The sequence below is a fragment of the Micropruina sp. genome (assembly GCF_047606365.1).
In the GTDB taxonomy this organism is placed as follows: domain Bacteria; phylum Actinomycetota; class Actinomycetes; order Propionibacteriales; family Propionibacteriaceae; genus Micropruina.
Window position 1 is genome coordinate 1 of record NZ_JASGEN010000170.1, and the last position, 16426, is coordinate 16426.

16 protein-coding genes and 1 riboswitch are annotated in these 16426 nt (G+C 70.1%); of the genes, 10 read left to right on the forward strand and 6 right to left on the reverse strand.

The window, feature by feature from the left end; all coding sequences use genetic code 11:
* Window positions 1–1338, forward strand: a 1338-nt coding sequence (locus tag QM624_RS19375) for an AlkA N-terminal domain-containing protein (protein ID WP_415094888.1), incomplete at its 5' end; no start/stop codon positions are given.
* Window positions 1335–1838, forward strand: coding sequence for a methylated-DNA--[protein]-cysteine S-methyltransferase (locus QM624_RS19380; protein WP_415094890.1), 504 nt, complete (start codon window positions 1335–1337; stop codon window positions 1836–1838). The genes QM624_RS19375 and QM624_RS19380, both read left to right, overlap by 4 nt.
* Here the strand turns inward: QM624_RS19380 and QM624_RS19385 are convergent.
* Window positions 1797–2411: a TetR/AcrR family transcriptional regulator gene (locus tag QM624_RS19385; protein ID WP_415094892.1), complete on the reverse strand. Its 615-nt coding sequence runs from the start codon at window positions 2409–2411 to the stop codon at window positions 1797–1799. The genes QM624_RS19380 and QM624_RS19385 overlap by 42 nt on opposite strands.
* A gap of 750 nt (window positions 2412–3161) precedes the next feature.
* Here QM624_RS19385 and QM624_RS19390 point away from each other — a divergent pair.
* Entirely contained in the window at window positions 3162–3623 is a 462-nt protein-coding gene (locus QM624_RS19390; RefSeq protein WP_415094894.1) for a VOC family protein, read from the forward strand.
* On the opposite strand, the gene QM624_RS19395 is transcribed toward QM624_RS19390, so the two are convergent.
* Genes QM624_RS19395 through QM624_RS19410 form a run of 4 tightly spaced genes read right to left on the reverse strand, consistent with a single transcriptional unit; the run spans window position 3617 to window position 7936 of the window.
* Window positions 3617–5011, reverse strand: a complete 1395-nt coding sequence (locus QM624_RS19395; RefSeq protein WP_415094896.1) for a tryptophan-rich sensory protein — start codon at window positions 5009–5011, stop codon at window positions 3617–3619. The genes QM624_RS19390 and QM624_RS19395 overlap by 7 nt on opposite strands.
* A gap of 1 nt (window position 5012) precedes the next feature.
* Entirely contained in the window at window positions 5013–5717 is a 705-nt protein-coding gene (locus QM624_RS19400) for a CPBP family intramembrane glutamic endopeptidase (RefSeq protein ID WP_415094898.1), read from the reverse strand.
* A 6-nt stretch (window positions 5718–5723) separates the two neighbouring features.
* Window positions 5724–6533, reverse strand: a complete 810-nt coding sequence (otsB, locus tag QM624_RS19405) for a trehalose-phosphatase (RefSeq protein ID WP_415094900.1) — start codon at window positions 6531–6533, stop codon at window positions 5724–5726.
* The gene (locus QM624_RS19410; RefSeq protein WP_415094902.1) at window positions 6530–7936 is read right to left on the reverse strand and encodes an alpha,alpha-trehalose-phosphate synthase (UDP-forming); all 1407 of its coding nucleotides are present in this window, start codon (window positions 7934–7936) and stop codon (window positions 6530–6532) included. The genes otsB and QM624_RS19410 overlap by 4 nt, the downstream gene beginning before the upstream one ends.
* A gap of 181 nt (window positions 7937–8117) precedes the next feature.
* Between QM624_RS19410 and QM624_RS19415 the strand changes: the two genes are divergently transcribed.
* The 6 genes from QM624_RS19415 (at window position 8118) to QM624_RS19440 (ending at window position 14378) form a co-directional block, all read left to right on the forward strand.
* Entirely contained in the window at window positions 8118–9047 is a 930-nt protein-coding gene (locus QM624_RS19415; RefSeq protein ID WP_415094904.1) for an aldo/keto reductase, read from the forward strand.
* Window positions 9044–9697: a transcriptional regulator gene (locus QM624_RS19420; RefSeq protein ID WP_415094906.1), complete on the forward strand. Its 654-nt coding sequence runs from the start codon at window positions 9044–9046 to the stop codon at window positions 9695–9697. Before QM624_RS19415 ends, QM624_RS19420 begins: the two co-directional genes overlap by 4 nt.
* A 554-nt stretch (window positions 9698–10251) precedes the next feature.
* Window positions 10252–10352, forward strand: a riboswitch (TPP riboswitch).
* On the forward strand, window positions 10340–11173 hold the full coding sequence (gene thiM / locus QM624_RS19425) for a hydroxyethylthiazole kinase (RefSeq protein ID WP_415094908.1): 834 nt from the start codon (window positions 10340–10342) through the stop codon (window positions 11171–11173). It overlaps the preceding riboswitch by 13 nt.
* Complete coding sequence (gene thiE, locus QM624_RS19430; protein ID WP_415094910.1) at window positions 11170–11844, forward strand: thiamine phosphate synthase; 675 nt, start codon at window positions 11170–11172, stop codon at window positions 11842–11844. The genes thiM and thiE overlap by 4 nt, the downstream gene beginning before the upstream one ends.
* Entirely contained in the window at window positions 11841–13325 is a 1485-nt protein-coding gene (locus tag QM624_RS19435; protein WP_415094912.1) for a bifunctional hydroxymethylpyrimidine kinase/phosphomethylpyrimidine kinase, read from the forward strand. The genes thiE and QM624_RS19435 overlap by 4 nt, the downstream gene beginning before the upstream one ends.
* A 234-nt stretch (window positions 13326–13559) precedes the next feature.
* Window positions 13560–14378 (forward strand): hypothetical protein, encoded by an 819-nt coding sequence (locus tag QM624_RS19440; RefSeq protein WP_415094914.1) that lies wholly within the window; start codon window positions 13560–13562, stop codon window positions 14376–14378.
* Here QM624_RS19440 and QM624_RS19445 read toward each other — a convergent pair.
* Window positions 14363–14644, reverse strand: coding sequence for a DUF1540 domain-containing protein (locus QM624_RS19445; protein ID WP_298133187.1), 282 nt, complete (start codon window positions 14642–14644; stop codon window positions 14363–14365). The genes QM624_RS19440 and QM624_RS19445 overlap by 16 nt on opposite strands.
* Before the next feature lie 473 nt (window positions 14645–15117).
* Here QM624_RS19445 and nhaA point away from each other — a divergent pair, with 473 nt between their 5' ends.
* Window positions 15118–16356, forward strand: coding sequence for a Na+/H+ antiporter NhaA (gene nhaA, locus QM624_RS19450; protein WP_415094916.1), 1239 nt, complete (start codon window positions 15118–15120; stop codon window positions 16354–16356).
* Window positions 16357–16426 lie beyond the last annotated feature (70 nt).

Sequence of the window (16426 nt, forward strand, 5' to 3'; positions counted from 1 at the left end):
AACACCGCCTTCTATCCGACCGCGGCGGCCGCTCAGGACGCTGGCTTCCGGGCCTGCCGCCGCTGCCGCCCCGACACCGTGCCCGGCTCGGCGGCGTGGGACGTCCGGGCCGACACGGTGGCGCGGGCGATGCGGCTGATCGGCGACGGGCTGGTCGACCGCGAAGGGGTCGCGGGTCTGGCCCAGCGGCTGGGCTATTCGGTGCGGCAGTTGCAGCGGGCGCTGGCCGCCGAGCTCGGCGCGACCCCGCTGGCGCTGGCCCGCGCCCAGCGGGCACACACCGCCCGGGTGCTGCTCGAGACCACGTCGATGCGGCTGGGCGAGATCGCCTTCGCCGCCGGCTTCGGCTCGGTCCGGTCGTTCAACGACGCCATCCGCGCCGCCTACGACCTGACCCCGGGCGAGCTGCGGGCCCGGCTGCGGCGCACCCCGACCCCTCGCGCCCAGCTGGGTGCGGTCGAGTTGCGGCTGCCGTTCCGGCGTCCGTTCGAGCCGAGCAACCTGTTCGGCCACCTGGTGGCCACCGCGGTGCCCGGCGTGGAGGAGTGGCGCGACGGCGCCTACCGGCGGACGCTCGCGTTGCCGCACGGTCCCGGCATCGTCGCGCTCGCGCCCCGCCCGGACCACATCGCGGCCACGCTGTGGCTGACCGATCCGCGTGACCTCACCCCGGCGATCGGACGTTGCCGGCGGATGCTCGACCTGGACGCCGACCCGGTCGCGGTCGGCGAAGCACTCGAGGCTGACCCGCTGCTCGCACCGCTGGTCGCCGCCGCACCCGGACGCCGCGTCCCGCGCAGCCCGGACGGTGCCGAACTCGCCCTGCGGATCGTGCTCGGGCAACAGGTGTCCACCGCCGCCGCCCGGACCCAGACCGGACGGCTGGTGCAGCGGTTCGGCGAACCGGTCAGCGATCCCGCCGGCGGACTCACCCATCTCTTCCCGACTGCGGACGCCGTCGCCGCCCTGGCGCCCGACGACATCCCCGGCCCGGCCAGCAGGGCCACCACCCTGATCGGATTGGCCCGCGAACTGGCCGACGGACGGCTCGACCTGAGCGAGAGCGCCGACCGCGCCGAAGCACGGGAACTCCTCGCCGCGCTGCGCGGCATCGGGCCGTGGAGCGTCGAACTGATCGCGATGCGTGCCCTCGGCGATCCGGACGCGTTCCCCGGCGGCGACCTCGGCATCGTCCGGGCCGCCCGTGAACTCGGCCTGACCACCGGCGCCGAACTGAGCGCCGCGGCGGCGGGCTGGCGTCCGTGGCGCAGTTACGCCACCCAGTACCTGTGGTCCCTGCTGGACCACCCGATCAACCGAATCCCGGAGGCATCATGAACATCACCACGCTCGACACCCCGGTCGGCCCGCTCTGGATCGCGGTCGACGACGCCGGTGCGGTCACCGCCGTGAAGTTCGGTGAGCCGGACGTGCCGGCCGCGCCGTCCGAGGAATCGGAAGCGGCCGCCGCGCAGCTGCGTCAGTATTTCGCCGGCGAGCGCGACGACTTCGACCTGGTGCTGGCGGCGTCCGGTACGCCGTTCCAGCACAAGGTGTGGGCGGCGCTGCGCGAGATTCCCTACGGCGAGACCTGGAGTTACGGCGCGCTGGCGGCGCGCATCGGGCAGCCGACGGCCTCGCGGGCGGTTGGCCTGGCGAACGGACGCAACCCGATCGCGATCGTGGTGCCGTGCCACCGGGTGATCGGCGCCTCCGGCATGCTCACCGGCTACGCCGGCGGCATCGAACGCAAGCGCTGGCTACTCGAACATGAGCGCAACGCCCAGCCGACGCTGTTAGACGGCGCTGGCCAGCAGAGCGGCGCACTCCCGCTGTAGCCGCTCGGGCGCGTCGATGTCGCCGCGGAGGAAGCTGATCAGTGCGTGCTGGAAGAGGCCGTCGACCAGGGCGTAGGCGAAGGCCGGTTCGAAACGGGGCGGGCTGCCGTGCAACTCGCCGTATCTCGACACGATCGACCAGACCATCTCGCGCAGCAGGTCGTCGATGCGCACGATCGTGCTGCCGAAGCCGCGGCCGAACAGCGCCTGGGTGCGCAGGTCGTACCAGAGGCGGTGCAGCGCGGCGTCCTGGCTCAGCGTGGTCGCCATCATGGCGGCCACCCCGGTGGCCAGTTCGGTGCAGTCCGTCGCGGTGGCGACGATCTCGTCATAGCGCCGCGCGCAGGTCGACTTGAATGCCCACACCGCCTCGGCGATGAGGTCGTCCTTGTCGTCGAAGTAGTAGTGCAGTGAACCGTGCGACAGAGCGGAGTGGTGGGCGATGTCGCGTAGCCCGGTGTCGGCGAACCCGTGCTCGGCCAGCGCAGTCAGCGCCGACTGGGCGAGCATCGTTCGGCGGGCGGAGAATTTGTCCTCGTGTGATCGAGCGGACCGCTCCGTAGTCGTGGTCATGAGCGCCTTCCTCTAGCGCCGGTAACTTTACTATCGTTCAGTAACTCATGGTGAATAAACTGGACACTCGTCCAAGAAAGATTTGACGAGTGTCCAGGAATCTGGTCAACTAGTACTAGCAACTTTTCGGCCCCCCATCCGATGAGTTTGCGTCCGGCACCAAGGAATCCCCCCGATAGCTGAGGGCCGGACCTAGTGGTTTCGATCAGGTTCGCCTGGTCAACCGCAACCGCAGTGCCCTGCGGGATGAAGGGCGGACGTTCTAGGCGTCCGCCCTTCATTCACGTCCGGGGGAGGATCCGGGACCGGTGGAGGGCCCCCAAGGCGGAATCCCGCCTGCGGACGGCCCGAGCCCGCCGGTGAGCCGCCAGGGCAGCCACTCCCCCGGGAGCCTCGAATTTAGTCCCGCTCGGAATTGTCGGACGCGGGTGCCCGAATGCCGATCGGCGTCGGCGTCACGGTTGTTGCGGCATGCGCAATGGTGAATTGGCGTCGTCCTTAACTGACAAGTCAGTCGATTGTCGGGGGCTGTCATGAATTACATCGACTGACGCGATCAACTGTTGTAAGGCGTCACAAGCAGCGATGTCTGACCAGACAGATGAATTCGGCGGTAGGGCGCGGGGTGAAAGGGAGGAATGTTGAAATCGACCCGGCTGCGCCGTCGACCGGGCCTTGGCAGTGGTGTCCGGCCGGCAACCTTCGCGCCACGGCGTTCTCTGCAGTGGCTGCACGAACTAGCCTGAACGGATGTTGACCGCCCTCCACGCGATGATCTACTCCGATGACCCGGCAGCAACCCGGGCCTTCTTCGCCGACGTGCTGCGCTGGCCGTTCATCTCCGAGGGAGCCGAGGGCGACGCCGGTGTCGGCGGCTCAGGCACCGGAGGCACCGATCCGGCCGAATGGCTGATCTTCCGCAGTGGACCCAGCGAGGTGGGGGTGCATCCCACCAGCGGCGTCCACCAGGGCAAGGCCTGGACGGCGCCGCGGCAACACAGCATGGCCCTGATGTGCGACGACCTGGACGCCACGATGGCGGAACTACGCGAGCGTGGCGCCCGGTTCAACGGAGACGCCGCCGAGCTTGGCTTCGGGCGCGGCGTCCAGCTCCAGGTGCCCGGCGCCGATGACCTGCTGTTGTACGAAGCGCACCATGCGGTGGCGTACTCGCTGCTGCCGGCCGATCCGGCCGACGCCGCGGGTCACTGACGGCGTCGCCGGTTCTTGACGGCGATCGCCGAGCTGAGCACGGTCGCGAAGCCGCACCACGCCGCGTAGGCACCCAGCGCGGCCGCCTTGCCGGGGCCGTACGGGGCGGCCCGCCGGGCCAGATCGGCACTGCTGAGGGCGAGCAGCGCGGCGACCAGGGTGGCCGGAACGGGGGCATGACCGCGGAAGAACACCCCGCTCCAGGACGCGTTCAGCGCCAGATTGGCCGCCAACGCCCGTTCGAAGCGGTCGGCGTCGTCGTTCCGGCCGGCCTCCCGGGCATCGGCGATGGTGGCCGCTGCCGCCGTGGTGATCAGCGCATACAGCGACGTCCACACCGGTGCGAACACGGACGCGGGCGGCTGGAAGGACGGTTTCCGCAGCCGCCGGTACCAACTGCTGCCCGGGTCGGTGAGCAGCCCGCCGGACAGTGCCGTGGCGCCGACCGCGGCAGCCACCAGTCCCAGGCTGCGGATCCACAGCTGGGGGTCGACGTCGCGCAACGCGCGGGTGATCGCGGTGTCGAAGTCTGCCGGGCCGTCCGGTGGCACGCCCATCAACTGTTCGGCGTCGAACTCGTCGCGGACGGCGTCGTGCATCAGTGAGCCGACCAGCGGCCGGGCGATGCCCGAGGCGATCGGGGTGACCAGACCGACCCACAAGCTGGCCAGTTTCGGGGTGAGCACCGGCACGGTGACGATCAGCCGGGGATTCAGCCCGGCCAGGCCGGCGTAGCGCTGCATCATCTCGCGGTAGCTCAGCACGTCGGGCCCGCCCAGATCGAAGCTGCGGTTGATCTCGTCCGGCAGCTCGGCGGCCCGGACCAGGTAGTACAGCACGTCGTCGACGGCGATCGGCTGAATCAGCCGGTCCAGCCACTTCGGCGCGATCATCGCCGGCAGCCGTTCGGTGAGGTGCCGCAGCATGTCGAAGGACGCCGAGCCCGCGCCCAGCACGGTACCGGCCTGCAACACCGCCGTCGGCACACCGGAACCGAGCAGGATCTCGCCGACCTCGACCCGTGAACCGAGGTGTGGGGACAGTTCCCCGCTCGGATGCAGCCCCGACAGGTAGACGATCCGGTGCACACCGGCCTCCCGGGCCGCCGCCGCGAACCGGGTGGCGAGCTGCCGGTCGCGGGCGACGAAGTCACCCCGTCCGTCCATCGAATGCAGCAGGTAGTAGGCGACGCCGACGTTCTCCAGGGCCGCGGCGAGCGCCCGGTCGTCGGTGGCGTCACCACGGCTCACCTCCACCCGGTCGCGCCAGGCCGCAGGCAGCCGGTCAGGGTTCCTGCTCAGCACCCGGACGTCGTGGCCGGCATCGAGCAGTCGTGGAACGAGGTGCGAACCGATGTAGCCGGTTGCGCCGGTGACCAGGGTCTTCACGTCAGCTCCCCACGTTCAGGGCCCAGGGAAGGGCGAACAGCATGCCGAGCGACCAGGTTAAGTGGGTGGCGATCGGCCCCGATACACCCCCTGTGGCGCGACGTTGCAGGCCGGTCACCACCCCCAGCGCGACGGCTGCGAAGACCAGCAGCGGCACCCCGGACGGCATCGTGGCCACCGCGTAGACCGCGGTGCTGACGGCAACCCGCCACCTGGTCAGGGCCGCGAACACCGCGCCGCGGAAGAAGAGTTCCTCGGCAACGCCGTTCAGCGCGGTGATGGCCGCCACGATCGGCAGCGCGCCGTAGCCGGCATGAGCCAGCAGTACGTCCACCGGTCCGCGCAGCCAGGGCAGCCGTCCGACCAGCAGGGCGCCGGCCAGGAAGACCGCCAACAGCAGGCCACCCAGGATCACTCCCTGCAACAGCGCCCTGCTGGTGCCGCCGGTCCGGGTCCGTCCGTGGCCCAGCCGCAGCGGGCCGGACGCGAACGCGCCGACCAGCCAGACCACGGCGACACCGATCGTCGCCGGATAGAACAGTGGATCGCCGGGCCTGATGGACAGCGACCAGCCGAGGGTGACGGCACCGGCGATCAGCGTGACGCCGGTGACGATCCATCGGCGGCGGGACGCGGTGCTGGGCTCGTCCGCCGGATCGAGCAGGCTGGCCCGGACGAAGGCGCGCAGCTCACCGAAGACGGGCATGCCGGTCTAGCGGCCGGGCTGGGTCCGGAGCTCGGCCAGCCGCACCAGCAGGGCGGCCAACCCGTCGATGTCGGGAACCCGGACGGTCGCGTGGGTGTCCCGGTCGCCGACCAGGACGCCGAGGTCGCCAGGTCCGAGGCTGGCCAACGCGTCCTCGTCGGTGACGTCGTCGCCGGCGAACAGCACGGCGGTGGCGCCGGTGCGTTCCCGCAACAACCGGACGGCGGCGTCCTTGCCCTCCTCGCGGAAGGCGTACTCGATGACGTCGTGACCGGTGCGCCGCCGCCACTCGGACGCCTCGGCGGCCATCAACTCGTCGACCGCGTGCTGCGCCGAGCCGGTTGCCTCGGCGTCCGCCAGTCGGGTGTGCAGCGCGAAACCGAAGGTCTTCGGCTCGATCCAGGCGCCCGGCAGCGACTCGACCAGGGCCTCAGCCCGCTGCCGCAGCGCATCGCGCCGGTCGAGCTTCGTGCTGTCCTCGTCACGCGGCGGCTCACCCTCGCCGGGTATCCAGTACTCCGCGCCGTGCGAACCGGCCAGCCACCAGGGCGAATCGTCGGTGTGCTCGGTGATCACCCGCAGGTCGTGCAAGGTGCGCCCCGAGACCAGGGCGACGACGGTGTCCGGCAGCCCGGCCAGGTCGGTCACCGCCTGCCGTGCCACCGGCAACAGCCGGACCCGCATCGGCTCATCGTCGAACGGGGCCAGGGTGCCGTCGACGTCCAGGGCCACCAGCAGACGCGGTGTCGCGGCGAGGTCGCCGAGTTGCCGGTCGTCGTCGAAGGCGGGTGCGGGGGACAGGCCGTCGGCGCTCATCCCGTCGCGCCCTTGCGTGCGTCGGCCAATGCGTTCAGGAAGTCACGCGACCAGTCCTCGACGTCGTGTTCGAGCACCCGCCGGCGCAGCGAACGCATCCGGCGCCGCTGCTCGGCCGCAGGCATGTTGACCGCCTGCATGATCGCGTCCTTGAGGCCTTCGATGTCGTGCGGGTTGACGGTGACCGCGCGGCCCAGTTCGTCGTAGGCGCCGGCGAACTCGCTCAACACCAGGACGCCGTGGTTGTCGGTGCGACTCGCCACATATTCCTTGGCAACCAGGTTCATGCCGTCGCGCAGCGCGGTGACCAGCATCACGTCCGCGGCCAGGAAGAAGGCCACCATCTCCTCGCGCGGGAATGCCTGATGCAGATACCGCACGGCGGTGTGCCCGACGGTGTCGAAGTCGCCGTCGATGCGACCGACGGTCAGTTCGATCTCGTCCCGCAGGTGTGCGTAGGTCTCCACCCGCTCACGGCTCGGGCTGGCGACCTGCACCAGGGTGACGTCCTCCACCGACAGCCGGCCTTCGGCGAGCAGCTCACCGAACGCCTTCAACCGATGTCCGATGCCCTTGGTGTAGTCGAGCCGGTCGACGCCGAGCAGCACATGGGCCGGGTTGCCCAGCCCCTCGCGGATCTCCCGGGCGCGAGCCTGAATGTCCTCGCGGCCGGCGAGTTCGATGTAGGACGCCGCGTCGATCGAGATCGGGAACGCCTTCGCCAGCGCCCGCCGGATCGTGCCGTCCGGCTGCGGGACCCGAATGCCGGACGCCCTGGTTTCGTAGTGCAGCAGCCGCCGGACGGCGCGGGCGAAGTTGCCGGCGTCCGCGACCCGCTGGAAACCGATCACGTCGGCGCCGAGCAATCCCTCGACCACCTGCCGGCGCCAGGGCAGCTGAGAGTAGAGGCCGTAGGCCGGGAAAGGGATGTGATGGAAGTAGCCGATGGTGAGGTCGGGCCGGCTCTCCCGCAGCATCGCCGGCACCAGCTGCAGCTGGTAGTCCTGCACCCAGACCGTGCCGTTGTGCGCAGTGGCCTCTGCGGCGGCGTCCGCGAATCGCCGATTCACCTGCACATACGCCTCCCACAAGGGGCGGGAGTAGCGGGGCGCGGCGATCACGTCGTGATACAGCGGCCAGATGGTGTCGTTGGAGAAGCCCTCGTAGTACAACTCGACATCCTCGGCACTCAGCGTCACCGGGATCAGCCGGGTGCCGTCGAAGTCGAACGGCTCGAGCTCCATGTCGGGCTTGCCCGGCCAGCCCACCCACGCGCCGTGGGTGGAGCGCATCACCGGTTCGAGCGCGGTGACCAGGCCGCCCGGTGAGTGCCGCCAGCCGCCGTCGGAATCCGAGTCCACCGGAAGCCGGTTGGCGACGACGACGAAATCAGCTGCGGTCATGCTTCTTCTCCTCGGCCGGGAATCCCCAGGCTAACCCGCTGATTTCGGCGGCAGCCCACCCGAAGGGGTTTCGGATGCCGATGCGGGGCGTCGGCTCACGATTCCGGCACCGACGGCGGCGGGCGCCCGGCGCGGGTAGGTTGCCGATATGCGATATCGAGCCGTGGGTGACAGTGGATTGATGGTGTCCGTGGTGGGGGTCGGGTGCAACGCGTTCGGCGCCCGGATCGACTACGACCAGACGAAAGCCGTTGTCGATGCGGCATTGGACGCCGGCATCAGCCTCTTCGACACCGCCGACTCCTACGCCGACGGGGTCAGCGAAGAGTACCTCGGCCGGGCGTTGGGTGCGCGTCGTGAGGACGTCATCGTCGCCACGAAGTTCGGCATGGGCGACCATGACGCGGAGCATTTCGGCGCTCATGGCGGACGCCGCTACATCCGGCGTGCGGTCGAAGCCAGCCTGCGCCGGCTCGGCACCGACTACATCGACCTCTACCAGCTGCATCGGCCCGATCCGATCACGCCGATCGAGGAGACCCTGGACGCGATGAGCGACCTGGTCACCGAGGGCAAGGTGCGCTACATCGGCTCGTCGAACCTGACCGCCTGGCAGGTCGCCGACGCCGACTGGACGGCCCGCAGCGCCGGCCGGCAGCGGTTCATCTCGGCGCAGAACGAATACTCGCTGTACAACCGGCTCGCCGAGGACGAGCTGGTTCCGGCCTGTGAACGCTTCGGGATCGGCCTGTTCCCCTACTTCCCGCTGGCCTACGGCCTGCTGACCGGGAAGTATCGCCGCGACGCCGCCGCACCCGAGGGCAGCCGGCTGGCCAACGCCAGCCAGGCCGGACGTCTCGCCGGAGCCAACTGGGACCGGATCGAGGCCCTGCAGGCATTCGCCGACGCCCGCGACCTGCCGCTGTTGACCGTTGCCATCGGCGGATTGGCCGCCCAGCCCGCCGTCGCCGGCGTGATCAGCGGGGCCACCCGTCCGGAACAGATCACCTCGAACGTGGCCGCCGGTGAATGGGAGCCGTCCGCGGCAGACCTGGCCGAACTCGACGAACTGCGGCACAGCACCGCCTTCTCGTACACGACCTTCGCATGAGCTACGCAGTGCCCTCCGACGGCAAGCCGTCCGATCCGGCGCTGCTGACCCTGCACGGCGTCCGGGTGCTGGGCGGACCGTCGACCGAACGGATCGCCAAGCGCTTCACCCTGCCTGTCGATGACGTCCGGGAGTATCTGCTGGACGCCCAGGCCTACGGCTGGGTGAGCCGCTACGACTTCTTCGGCGAGACCTGGTCGCTGACTGAGCGGGGCAAGGCTGAGAACGAGCGGCAGTTGGCGGCCGAACTCGACGCGATGGGTGGCCGAGCCGCGGTGACCGAGGCGCATCAGCGGTTCCGGCCGCTGAACCGTCGGCACGGCGTGGCCTGCACCGACTGGCAACTGCGGCCCACCCGCTGGGACCGCCATGCCGCCAACGATCACGACGACCCCGTCTGGGACGCCAAGGTGCTGGTCGAACTGGAGGCGGTCGACCAGGAACTGACCGCACTCAACACCGCACTGGCCGGCGTGCTGAGCCGGTTCGCCGGCTACGCCCATCGGCACCACGAGGCGCTGACCCGCGTCCGGCACGGCCGGAACGAATGGCTGGACGCGCCCGACCGCGACTCCTGCCAGTTGGTCTGGATCCAGTTCCATGAGGACCTGCTGGCGACGTTGGGCATCCCCCGCGGCAGCGACGCCTGAGCTCTCTCCACCACCCGTCGGTCGAGCTTGTCGAACCACCGTTGGTCGAGCTTGTCGAGACCTCTGTTCTGTGGTCGGGTTCTGGTGGTCACGTTCTGTTCCGCGGAGTGGGCTGCACCCCGTCCCGCCCGTGCGCAGCTCGCCTACTTCTGCTTTCGTCTTTCAGACTCTGGGCGGGGGCTCGCGCGCTTTACGCCCGACCTACCCGGACGGGGTGCAGCCCACTCCGCTTTTCTGGTGACGTCCCTGCCGGACTCACCACTCGTCGGTTGCGTCTCTGCGGAACTCACCGCCGGTGATCGAGACGGGGTGTGCACCCACTCCGCTTTCCGGTTGCGTCTTTGCCGGACTCACCACCGGTGATCGAGCTTGTCGAGATCCTCCGAGGGTCTCGACAAGCTCGACCAACGGTTATCTCGCGTTCCAGGTTCTGACCAAGTCATCCCAAGCTCCACCAGCGTCATCCCGGGCTTGACCCGGGATCTCGGCGTGCTCCGGGGACGTGGAGTTCCGGGAGGACGTGGAGTTCCCGAGCTGATTGACCCGCTAGGGTGATTGGTGACACGGGGTGCCGGTACCGAAAGCCGGCTGAGATCACACCCGCAGAACCTGCTCTCGTTAGCACGAGCGAAGGGATTCGTCATGAGACAGCCTTCTTCCCTCAGTTCCGCGACCGCGTTGGCCGAGGCCTGCGCCGAACTGCTGGACGCCGTCCGCAGCGAGGCGCCGCTGGTGCAGTGCCTCACCAACCATGTGGTCAGCGGCTTCACCGCTAATGTGTTGCTGGCCCTCGGTGCGGCGCCGGCCATGGTCGACATCCCGGACGAGGCCGGGCCGTTCGCGTCCGTCGCGTCCGGGGTGCTGATCAACCTGGGCACGCTGGGTGGACGACAACCCGAGGCGATGCGTGAGGCGGCCGCCGCCGCACACGCCGCAGGTACGCCCTGGGTGCTCGACCCGGTCGCCATCGGGGCGCTGCCGGTCCGCACCGGGCTCGCCCACGAACTACTGGCTGACCGGCCGGTCATCATCCGTGGCAACGCCTCCGAGATCGCGGCGTTGAGCGGCTCGGACGCCACCGGACGAGGTGTGGATGCCACCCTCTCCGTCGACGCGGCCTCCGACTCGGCCGCTGGGCTCGCCGCCCGGCTGGACGCCGTGGTTGCGGTGTCGGGACCGGTGGATCTGATCACCGACGGGAAGGCCACTGTGCGGGTGGCGAACGGTCACGAACTGCTCACCGGGGTGACCGGCGCCGGCTGCGCCCTGGGCGCGGTGATGGCCGCCTTCGCCGCGGTCAGTGACGATCGGCTGCTGACCACTGCCGCCGCCAGCTGTGCCTACGCGGTCGCCGCCGAAGACGCGGCCGCCACCGCATCCGGGCCGGGGTCGTTCGCCGTCGCATTGCTGGACGCTCTCGCCGGGCTCACCCCCGACGTCCTGGCCGAGCGGGCCCGGCTGGAGGTGGCCCGATGAGTCTGGACGTCTCCACCCTCGCGGTCTGCCTGGTCACCGACGCCGGGCAGTGCGCTGTCGCCGGCCGCAGCGTCGCCGGCACCGTTGCGGACGCGGTCGCCCACGGCGTCCGGTCGGTGCAGGTGCGGGCCAAGGACGCCTCCGGGGCCGCCTTCCTGGACGAGGTCACCGCGGTCGCCGAAGCGATCGCCGCCGTGCCGGGCGCGGACGATTGCGTGTTGATCGTCAACGACCGGGTGGACGTGGCGCTCGCCGCTCGCGCCCGCGGCGTCCGGGTCACCGGTGTGCATCTTGGGCAGAGCGACCTGCCCGCGGCCGCGGCACGCGCCCTCCTGTGGCCCGGCGCGCTCATCGGAGTCAGCGCGGCCACGCCCGAACAGATCCGGGCCGCCGAACCGTACGCCGACTATCTCGGCATCGGACCGCTGCGCGACACCGCCACCAAACCGGACGCCGACCCGGCACTCGGCGCGGCCCGGGTCGCGGAACTCGCCGCGCTGACCGGGTTGCCCTCGGTCACCATCGGCGGCGTGCTGCCCGACGACCTGCCGGTGCTGCGCGACTCCGGGCTGGCCGGTGTCGCCGTCGTCTCCGGAATCTGCGCCGCTCCCGACCCGGGTGCGGCGGCCCGTGCCTACCTCGACCGCTGGGCGAGCGAGGTGGCGGCATGATCCGGCCCGTGCCCAACGTGCTGTCCATCGCCGGCACCGACCCGACCGGCGGTGCCGGCATCCAGGCCGACCTGAAGGCGATCGCCGCCTGCGGCGGGTACGGCATGTCGGTGGTGACCGCCCTGGTCGCCCAGAACACCAGCGGTGTCCGCGACGTGCACTACCCGGGCACCGAGTTCTTGCGCGCCCAGCTCGACGCCGTCTCCGACGATGTCGCCATCGACGCGGTCAAGCTCGGCATGCTCGGCACCGTCGACGTGATCGACACGGTGCGCGACTGGCTCGAGCGGGTCCGCCCCGCGGTGGTGGTGCTCGACCCGGTGATGGTCGCCACCAGCGGAGACCGGCTACTGGACAGCGCCGCCGAGAAGGCGCTGCGCGAACTGGCGCAGCTGGCCGATGTGCTGACCCCGAACGTTCCCGAGCTCGCCGTGCTGGCCGATGCTGAGCCGGCCGTCGACTGGCCGGGGACCCTCGCGCAGGCCCGGCAGGTCGCTGCTGCGACCGGTGCGCTGGTGGTCGCCAAGGGCGGTCACCTGACCGACGACACGGTCAGCGATGCGCTGGTCGGGCCGGACGGTGTGCTCACCCAGGCCGACCATCCGCGCCTCGCCACCCGCAACACCCACGGCACCGGCTGCTCGCTGTCCTCGGCGCTGGCCACCCGGTTCGCGGTGGTTGCCGACTGGCCACGGGCGCTCGCCGAGAGCACCGACTGGTTGGCGGCGGCGATCGCCCGCGCCGACGACCTCGATGTCGGACGCGGCAACGGGCCGGTGCACCATCTGGGACCGCTCTGGGAGGCCGCCGGCGGTCCGGTTCCGGGTCCGATCACCGCCTGGTGGTGGCAACAGACGTCCGGTATTCGTGCCGAGATCGATGAACTGCCGTTCGTCCGAGCGCTCGGCGACGGCAGTCTCGGCGCGGACGCGTTCACCTGGTACCTCGCCCAGGACGCCCGCTATCTCGGACGCTACGCAACCTCACTCGCCGCCGCCGCCGAGTTGGCCAGCGACGAGGACGAACGGGCGTTCTGGCTCGAATGCTCGACCTCGGCGATCGCCACCGAACTGCAACTGCACGAGTCGTGGGTGGCTGCCGAGATCGTCGAACGGACCGAACCCTCGGCGGTGACCACCGCCTACCTGGACCACTTCGCGGCCGCCGAATCGACCGGTGACTACGCCGTTGTCACCGCCGCGCTGTTGCCCTGCTTCTGGATCTACGCCGACGTGGGCGACGCCCTGGCCACCCGCAACCGGCCCGGCCACCCGTACGCCGACTGGCTGGACACCTACGCCGACGAGGCCTTCGCGGCGGCCACCCGACGGGCGATCGAGATCACCGAGGCCGCCGTGCAACGCGCCGACGCCAACAGTCGCCGGGCCGCTGCCCGTGCGTTCCGGGCGTCCTGCGTCCACGAAAGGGAGTTCTTCGCCGCCCCGCTCCGCGAGGACCCCTCGCCGTCATCCCGGACTTGATCCGGGATCTCGGCCTGCTGACCAGGTCGAGGCAGAGATCCCGGCGTGCGCCGGGATGGCGAGGGGTGCGGCCGAATCGTGACCCGCCGTCCCACAGTTGGGACAACCGCGCCCGGGGCTCCGGAAATAAGGTTAGGCTCCCCTTACTAAATGCCGGCAGTCGGTTACGCCGTGACACCAGGGGGTCCCGTGGAACCCGTCCACACGACAATCCAAGACCCGCGCGTCGACACGATGCGCGCTCGTTCCGTGTCGCTGGCACGCCGCCTGCTCTCCGGAGCCGGACGCGCCGCGCTGGTGGCCTACGACTTGGAACCGCTGATCGAGGCGCGTGCGCTCTGCCACGGGATGAGCGCCACCGGCGACCTGGTGGTGGCCTGCCTCGCCGACGATGCGGTGCCGACGACGACGTGGGCCGACGGCGCGCTGCGCGTCCGGCTCGACATCGTCAAGGAGGCACCCGAGTCGGCGGTCCGGATCACCGCCTGCGCGGTGCATCTTCTGGGCACGCTGGAGTGGCTGTCCGCCGACGACCTCGAGGACCACCTGGCCGACGCCGAGCTTGATCCACGGATCACCGAACTCGCCACCATGGTGGGTGGCCGGCTGGGCATCGTCCGTAGTGATCGGGTGTTGTTGCACGACAGTGCCGGGGTGTCCCCGCTGCCGTTCGGTGAGGTGGCCGGCCTGCATCCAGCGGGCGGCGCCCAGTGGGGTTGCCGGAGCTTTCCCGATGTCGAGCAGGAGTGGGACGCCCGCGACCTGGTCGGACGGCTCTCGAAGAGCCAGTTGACCGGTCTGCTGACGGCCGCCGCGGCGGGCTGGGACGCCGGGGTCAAGCTGTCGAGCAGGGCAGAGGTCACCTGTTCGCATACCGAGGGGCGAGTGTTCTGCGTGGACATCGACCGCACCGGTCTCACCCTGATGGCGGTCACCCTGGGCCGCGCCAGCGTTCACTTCCTGGCCTTCGACGAGCCTGCGGACGCACTCGACGAGCTGGCCGATCGACTCGGCCAGCTCGTCGCAGCGGGTTCAGTTCAGCCGACGGAGTAGCTCAGGCAGTCGGCGGAGTCGCCGACCACGATCTCACCGGCGGTGCACAGCAGGTCGGAGTTGTGCACGCATTCGAGGCGCTTGCAGGCGCCCACTTGGCCGTTCGCCGAGGCGAGGCCGGCGCGCGCGTCCAGGTCGGTGAAGGTCGTGCAGGTGGCGGTGTCGGTGCCGCCGACGTTGATGGCGCCGGCGGTGCAGCCGCCGTTGTTGAAAGCGCAGGCGCTGGTGGCGCAGGACTTGACGAGTGAGAGCGAGATGGTGCTCATGATCGGAGCCTCCCTGGGTGTGTTGGACTCGGTTTATTGATCTTCACGATAGTCCGGAGAATCTGGGTCAACAAGCATTCTTAGCCTTACCTAACTACCTCGGTATTTACGATAAACAGGCTTTTCAAAATAGCTTCCAGATGGTCGTCAAATCGTGGTGACTAGGGGTATTGGTAGAGCGGGCCATGCTTTCACGGCAGTTCGTAAGTCTGCGTGATAAACGCATGGCGCGTTTTTCGTAAATAAAGTCTCACAGATTCATGCATCGTGCTGGGGCTACCGGGTGATCGTCGTCAGCTCAGCCCGACGGTCATCCCGGTGGAAGCCGGGATCTCCTGCTGTCCGGCGCCGTGCGAGGCGGCTCAAGTCCGGCCGGCTGCGGCGTCGGCACTCGATATCCTGACCCCGGTGTGCCGGGAAGTCTGGTCGGCGGCGCTTCCACCTGGGAGCGGACTCGAGAACTGGGAGATCGAATGACTTCACAGACCCGGCCCGCGTCACTGATGCAGCGGCTCACCGACGAGGTGCCAGGCGGCCTCCTGCTGCTGATCGCGGCGGTGCTCGCCCTTGTCTGGGCCAATTCGCCCTGGTCGGACGCCTATCACGCACTCGCCGGGGCCGTGGTGGGGCCAGCGGCACTGCATCTCGACCTGAGTGTCGCCGCCTGGGCGTCCGACGGACTGCTGGCCATCTTTTTCTTCGTGGTCGGCGTGGAACTCAAACATGAGCTGGTGGCGGGCAGCCTTCGCCAGCCGCGTGAAGCGGCGGTGCCGGTGCTGGCGGCGGTCGGCGGCATGGTGGTGCCGGCGGCCATCTTCGCGCTGGTCGTGGTGACGTCCGGTGAACCGGCGGCGCTGCACGGCTGGGCGATCCCGACCGCGACCGACATCGCGTTCGCACTGGCGGTTCTCGCTGTGTTCGGACGGGGGCTGCCGCGGGCGCTGCGGGTCTTCCTGCTCACCCTCGCGGTGGTGGACGACCTGCTGGCCATCGTGGTGATCGCGATCGCCTACACCGAACACATCTCCGGACCGATGCTGGCCGGCGCGTTGGCCGCCGTCGCGCTGTTCGCGGTGCTGGTCAGGCTGCGCTGGACGGCCTGGTGGGTGCTGCTGCCGGTGGCCGCGCTGGCCTGGGGATCCATGCACGCCTCCGGGGTGCACGCCACCATCGCCGGCGTGCTGATGGGCCTGTCGGTGCCGCCGGTCGCCCTCCACGGCGAACCCGAATCGCGCACCTACCGCTACGGCGACCTGGTCCGGCCCTGGTCGGCGGCTGTGGCGCTGCCGGTGTTCGCGTTCTTCGCCGCCGGGGTCACCCTGGTCGGCGGTGACGGGCCGGCGGTCACGACCGAGCCGGTGTTCTACGCGGTGCTGTTCGGCCTGCTGGCCGGCAAGCTCGTCGGTGTGCTCGGTATGACGGCGCTGGTCACCCGGCTCACGCCGCTGCGGCTGCCGGACGCCATCGGCCTGCGCGATCTGCTGCCCGTCGGACTGCTGACCGGCATCGGATTCACCGTGGCCCTGCTGATCGCGGAGCTCTCCTTCGCTGACGACGCCCATCGCGGTGCCGCCAAGGCCGGAGTGCTTGCCGCGTCCCTGCTGGCCGGTGTTCTCGGCGCGTGCAGCCTGCGCTGGGACGCCCGCCGCGCCCGCACCGCCGACATGAACGCCGACGGCACTCCCGACGTGGACACCGGCGCCATCGACTGAGCCCAGGGCTGAGTGCCGCGTCCGCTGGTGGAGTTTGTCGAGACCGGGTGACTGACACGTTGGCGTGCCA